We start from the raw sequence: 22,622 nt of genomic DNA on the forward strand, positions 1-22,622 counted from the left end.
CTATGAGTGTAATTGGTTGAATAATCGGTCAGCCTGTTCAAAATCCAACTCTCCCTGCAACACCTTCTGTATCAATGCTTGCATGGGCTGGTTGGAATTCGGCTCTACAGGTGCTTGATTGGTATCTCCCGCCGACTTGCTCAATTCCTTCGCCAGGAATTTGGAAAATTCTTTAATGTTAGGATAGTCGTACACTCTGGTTGCTGAAATAGCTGTTCCAAACCGTTTATTCACAGCCTGTACCCACTCTACGCCTATAATTGAATCCAGTCCCATATCAATAAATTTATCGTCCCGGCCAATATCCTTTTCATTCATACTCAAGGATTTCGCAAGACTTTCTACCAGTTCCTTCTCCAATGTTTCTATCCGTACAGCTGGCGGCGCATATGCCAACCGCTTGACTTCAGTTCTGGCTGCGGGCTGCGGCGAAGAAAGCTTGGCCTCAGGTTGCGGCGGAGCAGACATGGGTTCGGGTAGCCTGGATTCGGGTAGCTTGGGGTCCGGCAGCTTGAATTCCAATAGTTCGGCTGGCTTTTCCGGTTTACCTGCTACCATCTGGACGTCAGAAACGGGGCTCAGCAAAATGCCCTGCGGTTTTTCAGGTATTTCCGCAAAAGTCTGTCGCTGCAAGTTATCGTTGCTAACATTCATTGCAGGAGGGTTGGAAACAGGCTCCTGTACCGATCCAGCGACCACAGGGGGCTCCGCCTCAACGTCCCGGGATTCGCTCCCGAACGTGGAGATCCAATAGCTCTCCTTGGCAAATGGATAGGTCGGCAAACTAATTCGGCGAGGTCTGGCATTCTCATAAAGCCTGTTCCAATCGAAGGGCAGGCCCTTAACCCAAAGCTCCGCCAGCTTAGTATACTTACCCTTGCTTATCCAGCTATCCACCATTTTTGCCATGTCTTCATCTGCTTCAAGAACAGCCAGGATGTCTTTATTCTTCTTTGCCTGGCCCGAATATAGCCCGTCGATATCCTCATTCCCCGCTAAAAAGCCCTCCAGTTTTCCTGCAAGCTCACTGGTAGACCTAACGATTACTGCTAACCGTTCTTCCATGGCTTCCCGTCCCACCTGCAGGGTAAATGCTATATCCGCCAGGCTGGTTTGCGAGTATTCCGGCTCTATGAGTTCAGCAAGCAGTCTTTGCACCTGCTCGTACAGTCGCTCTTTATTTCTGGCCGACAGCACGACCATTGCCGGATTTTGAAATGTGATGGCTGCTTGTCTCGTCTCCTGCTCCTCTGGGATATATTCCTCAATGAGCACATGTGCGTTGGAGCCTCCGGCGCCAAAGGAGGAAATACCTGCTATTCTCGGGTATTCAACCGTCTTCCCGTTCATGGTGACGACAGGTCTTTTCCACTCTCCCAATTCCTGCTGAACCTTAAAAGGGCTATCGCTAAAATCGATATTCGGGTTTAGTGTTTGTGAATGCAGCGAAGGAACGATTTGCCCGTATTTGAGCTGAAGGAGCACCTTTGTAACTCCGGCAATCCCTGCCGCACTCTCACAATGCCCAATATTTGATTTTGCCGATCCGATTGCGCAAAACTGCCTGTCCTCCGTATATTCCCGGAACACTTTTTGCAATCCGGCGATTTCAATAGGATCACCTAAAGAAGTCCCGGTGCCGTGCGCTTCAATGTAACTGATGGTTCTGGGGTTAATTCCTGCTTTCTTAAAGGCCCTTCCAATGACACTGGCCTGTGCATTGGGATTCGGAACCGAGAACCCGTTTGTCTTCCCTCCATGATTCACTGCGGTTCCCTTGATGACCCCATATATATGGTCGCCGTCTGCAACGGCTTTAGCCAGCGGTTTGAGCAGCACAGCCCCTACGCCTTCTCCCGGCACATACCCGTCTCCGCCTTGTCCGAAGCTTTCGCACCGCCCCTTGCTCGATACAAATCTTCCCTGCTCAAGCATCAGGTATTTGTTCGGATGAATGGAGACGTTCACGCCGCCGGCAATGGCAAGCTCGCATTCGCCTTGCTGCAAGCTTTGACAGGCCAGATGAATGGTCGTCAATGAGGAGGAGCACATCGTATCCACAGCCATGCTCGGCCCGTGGAAGTTACAGAAATAAGATACCCGGTTGGCAATGGAGGCCGAATTGCCAGGAACAGCAATCATTCTGCCCCTGGCTTGTTCCTGGGCTCCATACAGCTGATATTCCTCATACATGACCCCGACAAAAACGCCCACGTTCCTATCCAGCCCAAGGCCCCGTTCCAGTCCAAGCGCTTCCCGTGTATAGCCTGCATCCTCGATCGTTTCATAAACGCATTTCAGGAACAGACGCTCCTGAGGATCAATGATCTCTGCTTCTCTGGGAGAGATATTGAAAAACAGCGGATCAAACTGATCTACACCTTTGATAAAACCTCCCCACTTGCTGTACGTTTTTCCCGACGGATTCCTGTCATCGTCAACGTGCATGCTGTGATCCCAGCGTTCTTTGGGGATTTCCGTAATGCAGTCCTTCCCATCGCGCAGATTGCTCCAGAATTCCCGAATGTTTTCTGCATCGGGATACATACCCGACAAGCCGATAATGGCAATATCCCTCGATTCGCTTGCCCTTTCAGGTTGTGGTTGAAATTTTGTCTGAACCGGCATGACACGTGATGGCCTCCGGCTGCCGGAAAACGGCCTTCCTGGGCCATTTTCCACTGTAGAAGGCTTGAATTCTTCCACAGCGTCGACCTCTGTCTCTATTCCAAGCAATTTAATCAGCTGCTTCTGGTGAACTTCAAGAAAGTATTGGGTCAATTCCCGGATATTCTGGTATTCAAAAAATAATGTTTTGGGCAGTGTTCCGAACGTTTTCTCCAACTCACGGGTTAGCTGCTTAATCATAATGGAATCAATTCCATACTTCTCCATGGGGGCATCGGTTTCAATCTGCCTTGCCGGCAGTTTGATGGATGCAGCGAGCAGTTTCTTTAAATAATTTGCCGCTTTTTCGGCAAGCAGGTCTTGTTCGATGACCGAGCCCATTCCGTTTTCCACGATCATAGATGAGGCATGTGCAGCCTGATTTAGGGACGGCTGCTGCAGAAGCACTTCTTTAAGCTGACTGGCATGCCCTTCCAACACCATCACTTGATCCTTTTCGGAAGCCAGGCTCTGATACAAAGCCCGGATTCCTGTGCCGGTCTCCATAGCCAACATCCCCATCCCCTCCATGATTTTTTCTGTTTCCCCGTCAATACGCATTCCGCCTTCCTTCCATAGCGGCCAATTGACTGAAATCGTCCGCCCCTGGCGCTGCTTTCGCTCTACCATCGTACTGCGGTACCCGGCATAGGCATCCATAAAGGCATTGGCAGCAGCATAGTCTGCCTGCCCTATATTCCCCAGGCTCCCTGCAACCGATGAAAAAAGGATGAAGAAGTCCAGCGGAAAATCCTTGCAGACGTGGTCCAGATTCACCAATCCCGAAACCTTTGGCGCCAAAACGTTTTGCAATTCCTCCCTTGTTTTTTTAATCATGAAATTATCGATAGCCACTCCAGCGCTGTGAACAATTCCATCCAGCTTCCCAAACTCTTCCTGAATATCCCGAATCAAATCTTCAACTGCCCTTTTATCGGCGACATCAGCTTGCCGGAATACTACCCTAGCACCTAAAGCCTCTATCTCCTCAATCCTTGCTTTGGTGTCACCGCGGAGCGGGGAGCGTCCGACGAGAATTAAAACGGCATCCTTGACCTGTCGCGCCATTTCTTCGGCCAAAATCAAACCGAGACTCCCGGTTCCGCCGGTAATCAAATATACCCCCCTGTCCTTCCACGGCATGCTAATCGCTTCCCCTGAGGCTTTAATTTCCGTCCATGAAGCAACATACCGTCTACCCGACTGATAGCGGATATGTGTATCTATAGAGCTGCGACTGTTTTCTTGCAGGATGTTTATAATACCTGCTGCATCCTGCTCCACATCCATTTCTATCAACTGACCAGCCAATACGGGATTTTCCAGCCACGCGGTTTTTAAGAGTCCGTACAGTCCCGCGAATACCTGCTGATGATCCTGTACCGGAACGACAAGCTGAATCAATGTTCTTTCTTTGGAGTGCGTTTTAAGCCTATGTTGAATTTCCTCAAACATCTGTGTCGCATAAGTTCTAAACCGTGCATCAATGCTTTTCTCTTCGGATTGCAGGATGAGACAACGCACCCCGTTCATCTGCGATTCAATAATTTCCCCGGAAATATATCCCGGTTCGCATAAAATGACCAGATGCTGTTGATAGTCAGGCACTGTTCCTTCCAGGGCAATTGCTTGTTCTTCCCATACAGGCTCAAGCATCAAAGTCTCAGGGACAGTCGATTTATCTGATTCCCCTGTTCCTCCCTCAGAGACTCGTGATGAGAAGCCTTTTATCCTCACACAAACATTCCCCTGACCGTCACATAAATCAATATCAAGCTTTTGCAGCGGGCCATCTTGCCTGCTGTCTTCACTATAACGGAGCCAAGCCCACATTTCTGATGTGCAGCTGTTAAACACCTCAAGCTCTTCCAACGCAAACGGTAAAGCCGGCTTAATGGAACCTATACCGCCAGACAGGCTGACGGCACCTGCGCCCATCATCAAGCCTATGGACGCCTGAAGAGCGGAATCCATCAAACTGGGATGCATCACAAACTGTTCCATAGTATGGTAAACAGAGGAAGGCAAGGATAACTTTGCAAGCACTTGACCCGCCCCGATATATACCTTCTCAATTCCTCGGTGTCCCGGTCCATAGGACATCTGCATTTCTGCAAACGCCTCATAGCACTGACGGTATGAAAGGGAGCCCAGGCTGCACTGTTCCCGCAAGGCTTTAATATCTATGACAGGAACCTCGGCTACCGGAACAATCGCTGCGCTGCCTTCACTATGCACCATCAGTTCCGCGCCCGTCCCACCAGACTCGCTGTAGATTTCATAGGCGATATTCCCGTCATCTTGCGGAAAGAGCCCGATATTTACATCAACCGACTGCTCTCCAACCACAACAGGCCGGATCCAATCCACATCTTTTAATCGCACACATGTCCAATGGTCTTCCTGAGTTCCTGCGACCTGTTCCACTGCAGCCCGCGCCATTTCAAGGTAGGCCACTCCAGGCAAGAGCTTCTGTCCCCTTATCACATGGTCAGACAGGAAAAATTCTTCCCCCGTAAAAGTGGAGCTGAACTGCAGTCCATCAATATCGGACGTATTTCGCTGGAGCAAGGGGTGAATGGCGACTGCCGCCTCCCGTTTCAGTAGCGCATTGTTTGCTCCTGTCCGGTTATGGATACCGGTCATACAATATCGTTCTCTGGCAAAGGGGTAGGTTGGCAGACTGATACGGTTCGGTTTAGCCTCTCCGTACAACAAGTCCCAGTCAAAAGCTGCCCCTTTTACCCAAAGGTCTGCGATTTTGCCATAGCTGCCTTCACTAACCAGAGCATCCATCGTCTTGCCCGCACCCTCTCCATCTTCCCGGGCTCTATTTTCTTCTCTATGGCGTTTGGCCTGCCCCACGTATAAGCCGTCGATACCTTCCCGGCCTTCCACAAATCCCTTCAATTTCTCTTCAAGCTCTCTGAGAGAGCCTGTAATGCAAGCCAAACGTTCCTCCATCGCTTCGCGTCCCGTCTGAAGGGTATACGCTATATCTCCCAGACTGCTGTCTGTGAACTGACGCTCCCCGATTGCAGCCAGCAATTGATGTGCCTGTTTCTGCAGTTGTGCTTCACTCTTGGCTGACAGCACCACAATAGCCGGTTTTTGGGCAGTAAAGGTAACTGAATGTTGCTCCAGCTTTCCAGGAATATATTCTTCGATTATCAAATGGGCGTTGGCACCCCCGAATCCAAAGGAGCTGACACCCGCTCTCCGGGGAATATTTTCCCCTTGAGTATCCCGCTGCGGCTTCCACTCACGCGCCTCCTGGACGATATAGAACGGACTGCCTTCCAGTTTTATATAGGGATTAATGACATCGCAATGAAGGCTTTTGACCAGCTTTTTATGCTTTAACTGAAGCAGTACCTTTATGACGCCCGCGATTCCAGAAGCCAGTTCCAGATGTCCGATGTTGGTTTTCACCGAGCCCAATCCGCAATGGGATTCTGTGATCCCGGGTCCCTCTGTATTCTCATAAAGCTCTTTGAAGGCTGCTTTCAGCCCGTTGATTTCAATCGGATCACCCAGCTCCGTGCCTGTTCCGTGGGCTTCAATGTAAGAGACCGTCCTTGGGTCGATATCGGCCTTTGTATATGCATTTACCAACAAATCCGCCTGAGCCCTCGGATTGGGCGCTGTCAGGGAATTCGCCCGGCCTCCGTGATTGACGGCAGTCCCCCGGATTACCCCATAAATATGATCTCCAGCCTTCTCCGCATCCTTCAGCTTTTTCAGGAAAAGCATACCGGCCCCTTCACCACGCACGTAGCCATTGGCCTTATTAGAAAAGGTTTTGCATCGACCATCCTCACACAGCATCCCTGCTTTATTGAAGCTGATATGAAGCTCAGGTGTGATCATCACATTGACACCGCCCGCAATTGCCATCTCGCAGCTTCCATCCTCTATAGCCCTTACTGCCCGGTGAATGGCCACCAGTGAACTGGAGCAAGCCGTTTCGACAGGTTCGCTCGGACCATGAATATTGAGGAAATAGCTCATGCGATTAGGCCCTACCGACGGTGCCATACCGCTGGAGGAATACGCCTCAACACCCACGTTCCCCTGATAAATCATACCGCTGTAGCCGCTGTTCGCGGTGCCTACAAAGATTCCTGTGCGGGTTCCCGACAGACTCCCTGCCTGAATGCCTGCATCTTCAATCGCCTTCCAGATATAGGTCATCAACAGGCGCTGCTGCGGGTCCATGAGTGCGGCTTCCCGCGGAGAAATTCCAAAGAATAGAGAGTCAAACTCATAAATCCCGTCAATAAATCCGCCCCACTTGATATTGGTTTTATTGACCTCTTGCTCAGGATCACCGTAATAGGCCTTCCAATCCCAGCGATCTTCAGGTATTTCAGTGATACAGTCCCTACCTTCCTCAAGATTTTTCCAAAACTCATCTACATCCCGGGCCATGGGGAATATCCCGCTCATTCCCACGATGGCAATAGGTTCAGGAACAGCCTGAGTCTGTTGCGGCATGGACAACACATTCCTGCTTGCAAATCGGGAACCCTGCCGTCTACCGCGGTTGTATTCTTCCCTATCATCCTCCATGGCCTGTACAGCAGGCTCAGTCCGGGCATGCACGGCAAACTGCTCGCCAAGCACGGTATTATATTCGTCCACCAAATATCTGGTGAAGTCATGAATCGTGGTATATTCAAAGAATATGTCGGGCGTCAGCTCAAGCCGGTATAAGTGATTGATGGTGTTGGTAAATTGCGTGAGCAGGATGGAATCGAAGCCATACTCACTCAGTTCTACATGTGCATCAATATCTTCAAGCTTGACTTTCAGCAATTTTGACACCGCCTGAATCATGGCGGCCTGCACCTTGTCCAGCAAATCCGGTACGGCATTGCTTTCAGGGGAAGCTGCTGAAACTCCTGCCGCCTTTTCAGGCTGCCTGGTCTCTGGAGTCGTTATTAATCCTGCTATTTTCTTCATTTTTGCGAGATTGCCTTCCATCACCAAAACCTGATCAACGCCCGCGATCATGCCACGATACAAGGCCTGAATGCCGGAAGAGGTTGACATGCCGCTCATGCCTGTGCGCTGCCTCACCAGCTTCTCCGTTTCCTCATCAATACGCATCCCGCCCTCTTTCCATAGCGGCCAATTGATGGATAGCGTTGGACCCTGGCGCTGCTTCGATGCGATCAAAGCGTTCCGGTACCCGGCATAAGCATCCATAAACGCATTAGCGGCAGAATAGTCTGCCTGTCCCTGATTGCCTAATCCTCCGGCTACAGACGAAAATAGAACGAAGAAGTCAAGCGGCAGGTTCTTACTTGCTTCATCCAGATTCACTACACCTAACACTTTGGGAGCAAGAACCTCCAGCATTTCCTCACTATTTTTTTTGAGTATACGGTTGTCGCGAATGACTCCTGCACTGTGAATGATGCCATTGATGCTTCCGAATTCCTCCTGAGTTTCCTGGATTAAATCGGCCACCGCTTGCTCCCGAGCCACATCGACTTGCCTGTATATTATTCGTGCCCCTAATGCCTCCAATTTCTTTATCTCAGCCCGCTTGCCCTCATCCAGCATAGAACGACCCGTTAAAATCAAAACGGCTTTATGAACTTTATTCAATATTTCTCTGGCAAAAATGAGTCCCAAGCCACCGACACCACCGGTAATCAGGTACACTCCGCCGTCCTTCCACGGGATACCCGCTGCTTCCTGAGAGATCTGAATTTCCTTCCACGAGGAAACCCACCGTTTGTCTTTCCCGTACCGGATCTGGATATCCTCGGGACTACGACTGTTTTCTTTTAAAATGTCTGTGATTGCTCCCCAGTCCTCATCCTGCCCCAGCTCTATCAACTGCCCTACCAGTTTTGGATGCTCAAGCCGGGCCGTTTTTAAAAGACCGGAAATTCCCGAAAAAAGCTGCCGCTCCCCCTGACCGCTCATGGCGATCTGGATCAGCACCTTGCCATTGGGTTTATCTCTGAAAATCCTTTGAATCTCCTCAAACACCTGGACGGCGCACCACTGGAACTGTTCCCCGATTCCGTTCCGATCAGGTTGCATTATCATGCATTGCACGCCATCTATCCGAGCTTCAACTTGTTCACGGGATATCCCGGACGGCTCGCAGAGTATCACGACATGGCGATCATATACAGGCATTTCAGCCTCGATGGCAATTCCTTGCTCTTTCCACACGGGTTCAAGCATCAAGGTACTGAAATTGGACTGTGCGTCCGAGGAAATTGAGTCCATATTCAGAATTGTTGATGAATATCCTTTTATCCTGACACAGATGGCTCCGGTTTCGTCGCTCAGGTCAATATCCAGCTTCTGTGCCTTATCTCCAGCTTTACTGTCTGCTTGGTAGCGAATCAGCGCCCACATAATGGAACTGCAATTTTTTATAATCTCAACTTCTTGAATGGCATAGGGCAAAGAAGGTCTGATCTCACCAGAACCCAGCGTCAAACCTATGGATGCCTGCAAGGCCGAATCTATCATACCTGGATGCAGGACAAATTTGCTTTGGTTGTCAGAAACGGAGGATGGCAAGCATAGCTTTGCCACGACTAGGCCCTCTCCTGCATACACCATCTCAATTCCCTGATGCCCGGGACCGTAATCTATCCCCATATCTCTAAAAATTCTATACAACTCTGCGGGATGGAAGCTTCGGCTGCATGCAGTCTGCAAGTCTTTAATATTCAGGGCAGGAACCTCCGCGACTGGTGTTCGGGCAGCACTGCCGTAGCTATATATCACAATCCCTGCATCAGCTTCTTCGCTCTTCCCATAAATCTCATAGGAAATCTCCTGATGATCATCCAGGAAAAGCCCGATGTGGAGCTGTACCGGTCCATCCTCTACAACAATAGGCCGTGCCCAAACCACGTTTTTAAGGCAAATTCCGGTCGGCCCGCCCTCACCTGCTCCTGTTGCCTGCTCCACTGCCGCCCGGGCCATTTCAAGGCAAGCAGCCCCGGACAGAACCTTGCGCCCATTCACCACATGATCCTCCAGGAAAAACTCCTGGCCTATAAAAGTCGAACTGAACCGCTGTTCCGAGAAATCGGAGGTGTTTTGATGCAGTAAAGGATGGAGCGAAGCAGCCATGACAGGAGTTATGCCTTTGCCTGCCTTGCTGTCAAGCTCAGGCGCCCAGCAGCGTTCTCTCGCAAAAGGATAGGTCGGTAGACTGATCCGGCAAGGCTTGATGTCCCCATACAGCTTGTTCCAGTCAATTGTTAGCCCCTTTACCCACAACTCCGCTATTTTTTTCAGTTTTCTCTTCTTGATCCAGGCTTCAAGCAACGATTGGGCATCTTCATCCGCCTCAAAGATCACGATCCCGTCTTTGCTCTTTTTCACCTGAGCCGTTAGGACGCCAGCAGGCAGATTATGATGAACGAATCCTTCCAGTGCTGTTAGCAAAGCCTCTTTTGAATCTGCTACAAAAGCCAGGCGGTAATCCATCGGCTCGCGGCTCACTTGCAGCGTATACCCCAGATCCGCGAGATTAAGATTTTCCCGGGATGCAATAAAACTCCTCATTTTTTCGGCGTACGTTATTAGTTGCTTTTCACCTTTGGCAGACAATACGAAGAGAACGGGATGATGGATATCAGCGGCTGTTGGAGATGCCGTTGTGCCAATCTCGGGACAATATTCTTCAATAACAAGATGGGCGTTCGTACCGCTAAATCCGAAAGAGCTCACAGCGGCACGCCTTTTGTTCCCGTGGGAAGGCTCCCAGGCGTTCAATTCTGTATTGACATAAAAAGGAGAATCATCAAAATCAAAATGCTCATTCGGGTTCTTGAAATTCATTGTCGGTACCAGTTTTCTATGCTTCATGCACAGCAACACTTTTTGCACGCTGGCTATGCCTGCTGCTGCCGAAGTATGCCCGATATTGCTTTTTACCGAACCTATGGCACAGTAGTTCTTCTCATCGGTTCTTTCTTTAAAAGCGGTTGATAAAGCTTCCAATTCAATAGGATCGCCCAGCTTGGTGCCTGTCCCATGCATTTCAACATAGCTAATGCTATCGGGCTCAATCTGATATTTGTTGTATATTTCCCGCTCCAGCTCAATTTGGCTGTTTGTGCTTGGAGCGGTAATCCCGTTGGTTTTTCCATCTTGATTGATTCCGGACCCGATAATAACCCCGTATATATGATCCCGATCAGCTTCAGCATCCTTCAGCCGCTTCAGAACCAGCGCCCCTACTCCTTCCCCCGGAACAAAGCCGTTGGCGCTATTGTCAAACGTTTTACACCGGCCATCCGGCGACAACATTCCAGATGCAGACATGCCTATATACGATTCAGGAGTCAAATATAACGACACCCCGCCAACCAACGCCATTTCAATTTCTCCATTAGATAAAGCCTGGCAAGCCAGATGGGTTGCCACCAGGGATGAGGAGCACGCCGTATCCACGGATATGGCCGGACCTTTCAGATTAAGAAAATAAGAGATACGAGCCGCTGCAATAGCGTTGCTGTTCCCGGTAGTATTGGTGAACTGCGCTTGATGCTTGTACCGCAACATACTATATTCATTATTTAAAATTCCAAGGTAAACCCCGCATTTTTTATTTCCCAACTGCGAGCCACTATAGCCTGCATCCTCAACTGCCTTATAGGCTTCCTGCATGAAGATGCGCTGCTGGGGGTCCATTCCTTCCGCCTCGGTAGGAGAAATATTAAAAAATAACGGATCAAAATATTCCATATCCTCTAAAGCACCCAGCCATTTGCAATTGATTTTACCCTCTTGCGCCGGACGAGGATCATAATACGCGTCTACATTCCAGCGGTCCTTCGGGATTTCAATAATGGAATTTTTGCCTTGAGCGAGATTATTCCAATATTGCTGTACATCTTCCGCACCAGGATATCTTCCCGAAATCCCGACAATTGCAATTGCGTCTTTATTTTCCGAAGGCATAGGCGATGAATCCTCTGCTGCCTTTACCAGGTGGAATGGCTCGGAAGCCTCTTTAGGCGATAGCCTCGGAGAGCATTGCATCGTGCCGGGCCCCGACGAATGGACTTCTGCCTTAGGCTTACTCGTGTCGGGGACTGGGTCTAAGGTGTTTAAGGGCCGTTGATTGAAGCTCCCTTCTTGCTTATTGATTTCTTGTGCCAAAAATGCAGCGAATTGGAGAATGGTCGGATAGTCGTAGACCTTGGTCGCTACTACGGATGTGCCATATCGTTTATTCATGTTTCGAACCCATTCTACGCCTATTATGGAATCCAGGCCGATATCTATAAAGTTTTTATCCGCCTCAATCTCGCTCCGTTCCATATACAAAGCTTCTGCCAGACTGGCCGTCAGCTCTTCCTGCAAAAGCTCTGCCGAGGCGCTGCACTCAGCCATGCTGGCCTGCGCCTGCTTTTCAATTGATATCGGCATCAAATTCACCTGAATGGAAGCCTCTGCCGATTTCTCCGGCTCCAATGCAACGGATGGCAGTGAAAGCTCTGCGGGAGAATGATCCAGAGTAGACACGGCCGAGAAGGACGCAATGGATTTGCTCAAACTGCCGCCCAATTCCTTCTCTACAAATTTGCTAAAATCCCGGATGGTTGGATAATCGTAGACTTTTGTCGCTGTGATGGATGTCTTGTAATGCTTGTTAATGCTTCGAACCCACTCTACGCCTATAATGGAATCCAATCCAAAATCAACAAAGTTCTTATCCGAATCAATCTCGCTCCGATCTATATATAAAGCCTGCGCAAGGCTTGTTGTCAGCTCCTCCTGCAATATTTCCGCCGATATCGCAGGGGAAATAGACGCCAGCGCTTCCGTCTTCTTCTCATCCTTTAATGTGTGCAATGTCTCCTCCAGTGAAGTTAACATGATCGTTGTCCCCTCCTGGTTGGCAGACTTGCTTAGGTGCGGCTGACGGTCCGACAAATTCCGTAAGGATATTCCGTTTGGCTTTTCAGAACAATTCAAAAAACCGGATTGTATTGGGATTTCGGGCTGCATCACATGAGATTGGACGGAAACTGCCTTTTCCTGAGCGTCCATAGAGACACCGTCTACAGAAGAGACTCTGTCTACAGATGGGCTTATAATATCCGTGATCCAGTACCGCTCCCTCGCAAAAGGATAGGCTGGCAGGCTGATTCGCCGCGGCTTGGCATCTCCATAAAGCTGGTTCCAGTCCATCGCCAGTCCCTTGACCCAGAGATCGACAACCTTCGAATACTTCCTTTTCCCTATCCAGGCAGCGATCATCTTATCCATGTCTTCATCTTCTACCAGCGCCGTCAGCGCCTCCTTATTCCGTTTGACCTGGCCCCGGTACAGCTCGGGGATACCGTCCCGGCCTTCCAGGAATCCTTCCAGCTTGTTCACCAGCTCCTGCATGGACCCTGCAATCACGGCAAGCCGCTCTTCCATCGCTTCGCGTCCCACCTGGAGCGTGTAGGCCATATCGGCCAGACTACTTTCGTTTAGCTGTCCTTCCCCGATGACGGTGAGCAATCGCTCTGCTTGCTTTTTCAGCCGTTCTTCATTTTTGGCCGACAATACGATGATCGCTGGCTTTTGGACCGTAACGCTTATCGCCTCCTTCTCTTCTGGAACGTACTCTTCTGAAATGTATTCTTCGATGATGACATGCGCATTCGATCCTCCCGCTCCAAACGATGAAATCCCGGCAATCCTCGGGTATTCCCGCGTCTCTCCACCAATCTCAACCACCGGCCGTCTCCATTCTCCCAGCTCCTGCTGCACCACGAACGGCGTCTGACCGAAATGGATGTTCGGATTCAATTCCTGTGCATGCAGGCTGGGTACCAGCGTCCGGTTTTTCATCTGCAGGACAATTTTCCCAATCCCTGCGATGCCCGCCGCCGCCTCCAGATGTCCGATGTTAGACTTCACGGACCCAATGGCGCAGAATCCCGTGTCCGTCGTATCCTTCCTGAATGCCTGCGTCAGACCTGTCACTTCAATCGGATCCCCCAGCTCCGTGCCTGTCCCATGGGCTTCAATATAGCTGACCGTCCGGGCATGTACCCCCGCTCGCTCCAGTGCCGTCCGAATCAGCTCCCCTTGGGCGGTCGGGCTTGGCACGGTATAGCCGTTGGTCTTGCCTCCATGGTTGATGCTCGTCCCCCGGATCACCGCATGGATGGGGTCCTCATCGGCAATCGCCTTCGACAATGGCTTGAGCAGGACGACTCCCGCGCCTTCTCCGGGGACAAACCCGTTGCCTCCTTTGCCGAAGCTCTTGCACTGCCCGTCGGCAGACAGCATATGGTTGGCGCAAAGCCCGACATAGCCGAGCGGGTGGAGATACAGATTGACTCCGCCTGCAATTGCCATCTCGCATTCTCCCCGGTAAAGATGCTCACAGGCTTCATGAATCGCGGTCAGCGAGGACGAACACATCGTATCGATCGGCATGCTCGGCCCTTGCAAATTAAAGAGGTACGAAATCCTGTTTGCTACCGAACTAAAGGATGTATGGGGATATACTTGCGCCCCTTTCCTCCATAAATCCAATCCGTACAAATCAAAACCCGTTTTGGTAATCCCGGCAAATACGCCTACCCGGCGGTTATGCCGCAACGCAAGCTGTTCCCGGGTGTAGCCCGCATCCTCCAGTGCTTCCCAGCAGGCTTCAATGAACAGCCTTTCCTGCGGGTCCATACCGAGTGCTTCCCGTGGCGCAATATTGAAAAAGCGCGGATCGAATTCTGCAAATCCTTCGATAAAGCCCCCCCATTTGCTGTAGCTTTTTCCATTCGCCGCCGCTTCCTGTGGATCAGGATGAAAGAACCCTTCCAGCGCCCAACGTTCGTTCGGGATTTCGGCGACACAGTCCTTTCCTGCTTTTAGATTTTCCCAATATTCGTTCATGTTCCCCGATCCGGGATACTTTCCAGCCATTCCAATGATCGCTATGGGTTCACGGCTTTCCGCTGCGGCAGGAGTTTCCACTGCGGCAGGCTTCGCCAAGCTTCGAATCGGCTTCGCTGTCTCCTTCACCGCAGCCGGCACGGTTTCTTCTTCGGCGCTCCGCGGTGCCGCAGGTATTTCCTCTACAGGCCGCAGGTCATGGCTCATCCCGACCCACCGCATGCACTCCTGCGGGTATTCCGCCACAAAATATTCCGCCAAGGCACGCAAGGTCTGGTACTCATAAAACAGCGTCTGCGACAGCTCTCCAAAGAAGCCCGCCAGCTTGGCATTGAGCTGGGTAATCATGATGGAGTCGATTCCATAACTCTCCAACGGCTCATGGGCTTCGATGTTGTCGACGCTTAGCCGAGTCACCTCTCCCAATAGCACCTTGAGACGGTATAAGGTTTTATCGTAGAGCAAGCCCGCATCCAGCTTAGGCGCGGTTGCCTGGTTAGGTACAACTGTCTGGACAGCACGGACGACACCGGCCTGTGAGACGGCTTTCGCCAGGTTAGCCTCGATTTTCCCGGGCTCTCCTTCCATGACCAGCACCTGCTCCTTGCCGGAAGCTAGGCTGTCATACAACGCCTTGATGCCTGATCGGGTCTGCATCGCCGTGATGCCCATGTTCTGCATCATGATCTGTTCCGTGTCCGCATCGATCCGCATCCCGCCCTCTTTCCACAGCGGCCAGCGGATGGATAACGTCCGCCCTCGCCGTTGCTTGGTCCCCACAAGGGCATTTCGGTAATCGGCATACGCGTCCATAAAGGCATTGGCGGTGGCATAGTCGGCCTGTCCCGGATTGCCCAAGCTGCCCGATATGGAAGAAAAGAGCACAAAGAAATCCAGATCCTGACCGCTGCTCGCCTCATCCAGATGAACCAGTCCGCTCACCTTCGGTCCCAGCACCTCTATAAATTCTTCCCTTGTTTTCTTGATGATGAAGTTATCGTGAATCACCCCTGCGCAGTGAATGATCCCCTGCACACGCCCAAATTCCTCTTGAATACTGTCCAGCAAGCCGATAACCGTCTTCCTGTCGGTGATATCACCCTGCCTGTACACCACGCTGGCACCTGAAGCCTCCAGCTCCTTCAGCCGGGTCTGCTGACCCTGGTCCAGCGGCGACCGCCCCGTCAAGATCAAGGTCGCCGCTTGGGTTTGCCGGACGATCTCTTCTGCAACCAGCAGTCCCAGACTGCCGGAGCCCCCGGTGATCAGATAGATGCCACCGTCTTTCCAGGGAAGTCCTTCTTTTTCCCCGGACGGATCGAGCCTGCTCCAGAGCGCGGTTTTCCGTTGACCGTTCTCATAGCGAATCCATCCATCCACCGGACTTCGACTGTTGTCCTCCAGCTTCGCCAGGATGCCTTCCGCCTGTTCTGCCTGCTCCACTTCGATCAGCTGTCCGATGAATTTCGGGTTTTCCAGCCGGGCTGTCTTCAACAGTCCCGAAAGTCCCGAAAAGAGCTGCCCTTCCCCCGCGGTCCACACGACCATTTGGACCAGCACCTTTCCCTCAGGCTTGTCTTTGAGTATGCTTTGGATGCTCTCAAAGGCCTGGGCCGCATAGGTCTGAAACCGTTCATCTACCCGGCCTTTCCCGGTTTGAAAAGCAAGCACCTGCACGCTCCCGCTCACTTTCGCTTCGAGCTGCTCGTGCAAGGCCTCGCCCGGCTCACAAAGCAAGACTATTCGCCGATCATAGGCGGGGGCTTCGGCTTCCAGCGGTACATCCTGCTCTTTCCAGGCAGGCTCAAATAGCAGTGTACGGCTATTCGCAACCGCAGGCGCTTCCGCGATCCTAACGGCTTCCGCTGTTCTGGTGATCGTAAATTTCGGTTCACTTTCTGCCGCTATGTCGCCGATCATTTTTGTTTCACTTCCAGGCGCCCAATACTGCTCTTTTGCAAAAGGATAAGTCGGCAGCGAAATCCTGGAGTATTGTTCATTTGAAAACAAACGCTCAAAGTCTAACGAATATCCCTGAACATACAAATCTGCAATAGTAGTCAAAAGTTCCAAATACTCGCGCGCATCGCCTGTATTCTGACAGCTTTGAATACATTCATCCCCGTATCTTTTCAAAGACGTTTGTATACGTTGTTCTTTTTCGTGCAGTTCAGCATAATAAACTTGAGAAGCACTGCCTTTTTCCAGCCACTTTTTAAGGGACATGACAAGCTCGCCTTGATTGCGGGCAACACATGCAAGCCGATGGTTGCAGTGCTTTCTCCCAAGCAATAATGTATAACTCATATTTCCGCAGTCTGCCGTAGGCTCCTGTTCGCAATATGCAATCAGTTGCTCTACCTGCTGGCGTAATTGTTTTAAAGTCCGTGCCGATAATGGAATTAAATAACCCGGTTTTTCAGAATGTCTTCGTTCCGTCTTTGGAGCCTCTTCTATGACCATATGGACATTGGTGCCGCTGGCGCCAAAGGAACTGACCGCTGCACAGCGTCTGGCTCCAGGTTCTATCTCCCAGTCCTGTAGATGGGTATTGACATAAAAAGGACTATCCGCAAACTGAATATTCGAATTGCCTGACTGGAAATGAAGTGTAGGCGGAATTTGTTTATGCTTTAAAGACAATAGCAGTTTGATTACTCCTGTAATTCCTGCCGCTATTTGCGTATGGCCGATATTCGTCTTAATAGACCCTATCGCGCAATATTCCTTCTTGTCAGTATACTTTCTAAATGTTCGCGTCAGTGCCTGATATTCAATTGGATCTCCCAATTTGGTACCGGTCCCGTGTGCTTCCACCATCTGTATTTGCTCAGGGTGGATATCAAATGTATCGTATACATATTGCTCCAGTCGCTCCTGAGATTTCTGGCTTGGCGCAGTAAGTCCATTCGTGGTGCCGTCCTGATTGATTCCCGAGCCTAAAATCACTCCATGGATGTGGTCACCATCGGCAACAGCTTCATGAAGCCGCTTGAGCACTACCGTGCCAATAGCCTCTCCCGGAACCATTCCATCTGCCCTGTCATCAAAGGTATAACAGCGCCCCGAACGGGACAGCATTCCTGCTCTGTCACCATATAAATAGCAGCGAGGGGTAGTATGAATATAGACACCGCCAGCTAAAGCCATATCCGTTTCCCCGGTCCATAAGCTTTGGCAAGCCAGATGAACGGCAACTAACGAACTGGAACAAGCTGTATCTACAGCTATGGCCGGCCCGTGAAGATCCAGATAGTAGGAGATTCTAGCGGGAATTACGGAACCCATATGGCCCCAGAGCGCTTGCGGAGGCAGGTCTTCACCCAGCAATTGTTGATAATCTCCTTCCGCACACCCTACATAAACTCCGCATCGGCGGCCCTGCATCCCTGAGCCCGCATAACCTGCATCCTCCAGAGCATGCCACGCTTCCTCCAGAAACAATCGCTGCTGCGGATCCATGTAGGTCGCTTCCAGTCCCGAGATATTGAAAAAAAGCGGATCAAACTTATCAATATCCCCCAAAAAGCTGCCATGATTGCAGTAGCTTGCATGTTTTTCCTGGTATTTTGAAAGATCCCACCGGGTTACCTCTTCCACTAAATCGTCGCCATGCTTAAGGTGATTCCACAGCTCATGTACATTTTCAGACTCAGCAAACCGCCCGCTCATTCCAATAATCGCAATGGGCTCTCTTTGCGTTAAAGCTTTCTCTTTAAACTTCTTTTTGCCCCCCTCCTGCTCAACGGATACACCTGCCGTTTGAACCGGATTAGGAATATACTTTGTGTCTTCAAATTCTTGGATGCCGCGACTTGCCTCTTCCTCATCATCTATTTGATCAGCGTTTTGGCCCAAGGCTTGTAAAACTTTATCGCCATATTGGTTTAAAATGCATGCCGTCAGTTGTTTTACCGAGCTGTAATCGAAGATGTCGGTAGTTTGCAAATGAATCCCCAGCCCCTGATTGACAGCCTGCACAAAGTTGACGCCAAGAATGGAATCCAATCCATAATCTGCGAATGACTCATGAATATCAATCATAGTAAAGTCTACATTCAAAGCCTCTACCAGCTTCTCTACAATAAGCTCCCTGACATACTCTTCAGCCATCTCGTCGGTCACATCAGTTACACCCGTACCTGATCGAATTTCTCTGTCATACGGTTTCTTTTGAGACTCGCCGTGTTCAAGCTCCTGTTTGTTCTGAATCATACCATCGCTTTCAGCCACAATAATTTGTTGGCCTATATCATGTGCCTCCTGAGCTGGGAAAAATATCGACCGGAAGCCCTCCATTTCCAATACCTTTTTCCAGCTTTCAGGATATAACCCGGGAGAGCCTGGAATGCGCAGTTCCGGGTCATTATAAAGCCACCATCCCTCCAAAAGGCCAAAGGATAGATGGTTTAACAGAGAGTTGCCGCTGATTTCATTTATAAGAATCAAGCCGTTTTTTCGCAGCGCCGCTTTGACATTGCGTAGCGTTTGGCAAATGTTCCTGGTGGCGTGCAATACATTGGTAGCAATCACAATATCATATCCACCTGTGTCGATACCTTGCCCCTCAACCGACTCTTCCACATTAAAAATCTGATAGGTCAGGTAAGGATTTTGTGGACCGTACTCTTTTTGTGCATGTAATAAAAATGCTCTGGATTTATCGGTATAGCAATATTCCTGAATATGCTCCCGATAAGGTTTAAGCTTCTGGAAGACCATAGCGCTGGTGCCTCCAGTGCCTGCGCCAATTTCAATGATTCGAATCGGCACCGACGGGTCATGCTTAAGTCGCTCATTCAGATAGGAGACTACAATATCACCCAGCACTTCATTAAAGTAATCTGCTGCAGGACTGTTTTTATAGATGCCTTCCACCAGCTTCATGGAGGAATTAGGGAAAACAATGTCGGTGGCAGGTATTTTTCCGGTCAAAATTTCCGGCAGTTTGCGCAATGTTGATTCTACCAAAACTACCCAAGCTGAAAGATCCGGATTTTTCAGCCATGCCCCTTTCTTCCATTCCCACTCCTTCCATACAGCCTGCAGATCAACCGAAGCGGTATCCGCTACGCTATAAGACTCTCCGTTACAGTAAAAATACTGATGCCGTGCCAATACTTCTATGCTTTCTTCAAGCCAACGATCGTATAAATCCAGTAAAGCTGTTTTTGTTTTAAAGTCCGCGAGCATAGCTTTCTTTTCCATATTCGCATATGGACATAATCCCATCCATTGCAAGTGGCCCCATAACAGCCTGTACAAGATATCATTCATTTCCTTCATCTGTAAGCCTCCTTTGCCGATTTAGTCCCTCCGTCGCTTCATCCTGTTCCGAGTAAGCTTTGTTGTCGACCGTAGTCGAGGGCATTCTTTCGTATTCAGCCGCTAGATAAGAAGTATCTGGCATCTTCTTTATTTTTACACTGGCGGAAATATGGCTCTGGATATTCTGGATATACGAAGGAATAGCTTTGGAATATGGAGCAGCGCCTTCCTCCGCATTTATTTCCGAAACACTTGCCGTTTTCGCAAGTGTCTTTTGGCCAATGAACGAATCTGTTGGCTTTACAGCATGTGCAAATTCAATGGAAGCCGACTTGGTTTTAATATCCGTAATCCAGTACCGCTCCCTTGCAAAAGGATAGGCTGGCAGGCTGATTCGCCGCGGCTTGGCATCTCCATAAAGCTGGTTCCAGTCCATCGCCAGTCCCTTGACCCAGAGATCGACAACCTTCGAATATTTCCTTTTCCCTATCCAGGCAGCGATCATCTTATCCATGTCTTCATCTTCTACCAGCGCCGTCAGCGCCTCCTTATTCCGTTTGACCTGGCCCCGGTACAGCTCGGGGATACCGTCCCGGCCTTCCAGGAATCCTTCCAGCTTGTTCACCAGCTCCTGCATGGACCCTGCAATCACGGCAAGCCGCTCTTCCATCGCTTCGCGTCCCACCTGGAGCGTGTAGGCCATATCGGCCAGACTACTTTCGTTTAGCTGTCCTTCCCCGATGACGGTGAGCAATCGCTCTGCTTGCTTTTTCAGCCGTTCTTCATTTTTGGCCGACAATACGATGATCGCTGGCTTTTGGACCGTAACGCTTATCGCCCCCTTCTCTTCTGGAACGCACTCTTCTGAAATGTATTCTTCGATGATGACATGCGCATTCGATCCTCCCGCTCCAAACGATGAAATCCCGGCAATCCTCGGGTATTCCCGCGTCTCTCCACCAATCTCAACCATCGGCCGTCTCCATTCTCCCAACTCCTGCTGCACCACGAACGGCGTCTGACCGAAATGGATGTTCGGATTCAATTCCTGTGCATGCAGGCTGGGTACCAGCGTCCGGTTTTTCATCTGCAGGACAATTTTCCCAATCCCTGCGATGCCCGCCGCCGCCTCCAGATGTCCGATGTTAGACTTCACGGACCCAATGGCGCAGAATCCTGTGTCCGTCGTATCCTTCCTGAATGCCTGCGTCAGACCTGTCACTTCAATCGGATCCCCCAGCTCCGTGCCTGTCCCATGGGCTTCAATATAGCTGACCGTCCGGGCATGTACCCCCGCTCGCTCCAGTGCCGTCCGAATCAGCTCCCCTTGGGCGGTCGGGCTTGGCACGGTATAGCCGTTGGTCTTGCCTCCATGGTTGATGCTCGTCCCCCGAATCACCGCATGGATGGGGTCCTCATCGGCAATCGCCTTCGACAATGGCTTGAGCAGGACGACTCCCGCGCCTTCTCCGGGGACAAACCCGTTGCCTCCTTTGCCGAAGCTCTTGCACTGCCCGTCGGCAGACAGCATATGGTTGGCGCAAAGCCCGACATAGCCGAGCGGGTGGAGATACAGATTGACTCCGCCTGCAATTGCCATCTCGCATTCTCCCCGGTAAAGATGCTCACAGGCTTCATGAATCGCGGTCAGCGAGGACGAACACATCGTATCGATCGGCATGCTCGGCCCTTGCAAATTAAAGAGGTACGAAATCCTGTTTGCTACCGAACTAAAGGATGTATGGGGGAATATGTGCGCTCCCTTCTTCCATAACTCCGGCCCATAGAGCTCGTAGCCCGTTTTGGTAATCCCGGCAAATACGCCTACCCGGCGGTTATGCCGCAACGCAAGCTGTTCCCGGGTGTAGCCCGCGTCCTCCAGTGCTTCCCAGCAGGCTTCAATGAACAGCCTTTCCTGCGGGTCCATACCGAGTGCTTCCCGTGGCGCAATATTGAAAAACAGCGGATCGAATTCTGCAAATCCTTCGATAAAGCCCCCCCATTTGCTGTAGCTTTTTCCATTCGCCGCCGCTTCCTGTGGATCAGGATGAAAGAACCCTTCCAGCGCCCAACGTTCGTTCGGGATTTCGGCGACACAGTCCTTTCCTGCTTTTAGATTTTCCCAATATTCGTTCATGTTCCCCGATCCGGGATACTTTCCAGCCATTCCAATGATCGCTATGGGTTCACGACTTTCCGCTGCGGCAGGAGTTTCCACTGCGGCAGGCTTCGCCAAGCTTCGAGTCGGCTTCGCTGTCTCCTTCACCGCAGCCGGCACGGTTTCTTCTTCGGCGCTCCGCGGTGCCGCAGGTATTTCCTCTTCAGGCCGCAGGTCATGGCTCATCCCGACCCACCGCATGCACTCCTGCGGGTATTCCGCCACAAAATATTCCGCCAAGGCACGCAAGGTCTGGTACTCATAAAACAGCGTCTGCGACAGCTCTCCAAAGAAGCCCGCCAGCTTGGCATTGAGCTGGGTAATCATGATGGAGTCGATTCCATAGCTCTCCAACGGCTCATGGGCTTCGATGTTGCCGACGCTTAGCCGAGTCACCTCTCCCAATAGCACCTTGAGACGGTATAAGGTTTTATCGTAGAGCAAGCCCGCATCCAGCTTAGGCGTGGTTGCCTGGTTAGGTACAACTGTCTGGACAGCACGGACGACACCGGCCTGTGAGACGGCTTTCGCCAGGTAAGCCTCGATTTTCCCGGGCTCTCCTTCCATGACCAGCACCTGCTCCTTGCCGGAAGCCAGGCTGTCATACAACGCCTTGATGCCTGATCGGGTCTGCATCGCC

2 protein-coding genes (1 of these 2 only partly in view) are annotated in these 22,622 nt (G+C 50.8%); both read right to left on the reverse strand.

Annotation, left to right across the window (positions count from 1 at the left end; genetic code table 11):
• A complete protein-coding gene (locus GCU48_RS01150) occupies positions 1-19,842 on the reverse strand; it encodes an SDR family NAD(P)-dependent oxidoreductase (RefSeq protein ID WP_152378769.1) in 19,842 nt (6,613 codons plus the stop codon).
• A protein-coding gene (locus tag GCU48_RS01155; RefSeq protein WP_152378770.1) for a hybrid non-ribosomal peptide synthetase/type I polyketide synthase crosses the window boundary here: on the reverse strand, positions 19,826-22,622 show its end. 8,387 nt of this gene lie beyond the right edge of the window; only the last 2,797 of its 11,184 coding nucleotides appear in the window; the start codon falls outside the window, past its right edge; its stop codon occupies positions 19,826-19,828. Before GCU48_RS01155 ends, GCU48_RS01150 begins: the two co-directional genes overlap by 17 nt.

The sequence above is a fragment of the Paenibacillus brasilensis genome (assembly GCF_009363115.1).
Taxonomy (GTDB): domain Bacteria; phylum Bacillota; class Bacilli; order Paenibacillales; family Paenibacillaceae; genus Paenibacillus; species Paenibacillus brasilensis.

Bases quoted from the DNA above. Each gene is read 5' to 3' on its own strand.
- GCU48_RS01150 (WP_152378769.1), bottom strand. From the start codon at position 19,842: ATGAAGGAAATGAATGATATCTTGTACAGGCTGTTATGGGGCCACTTG.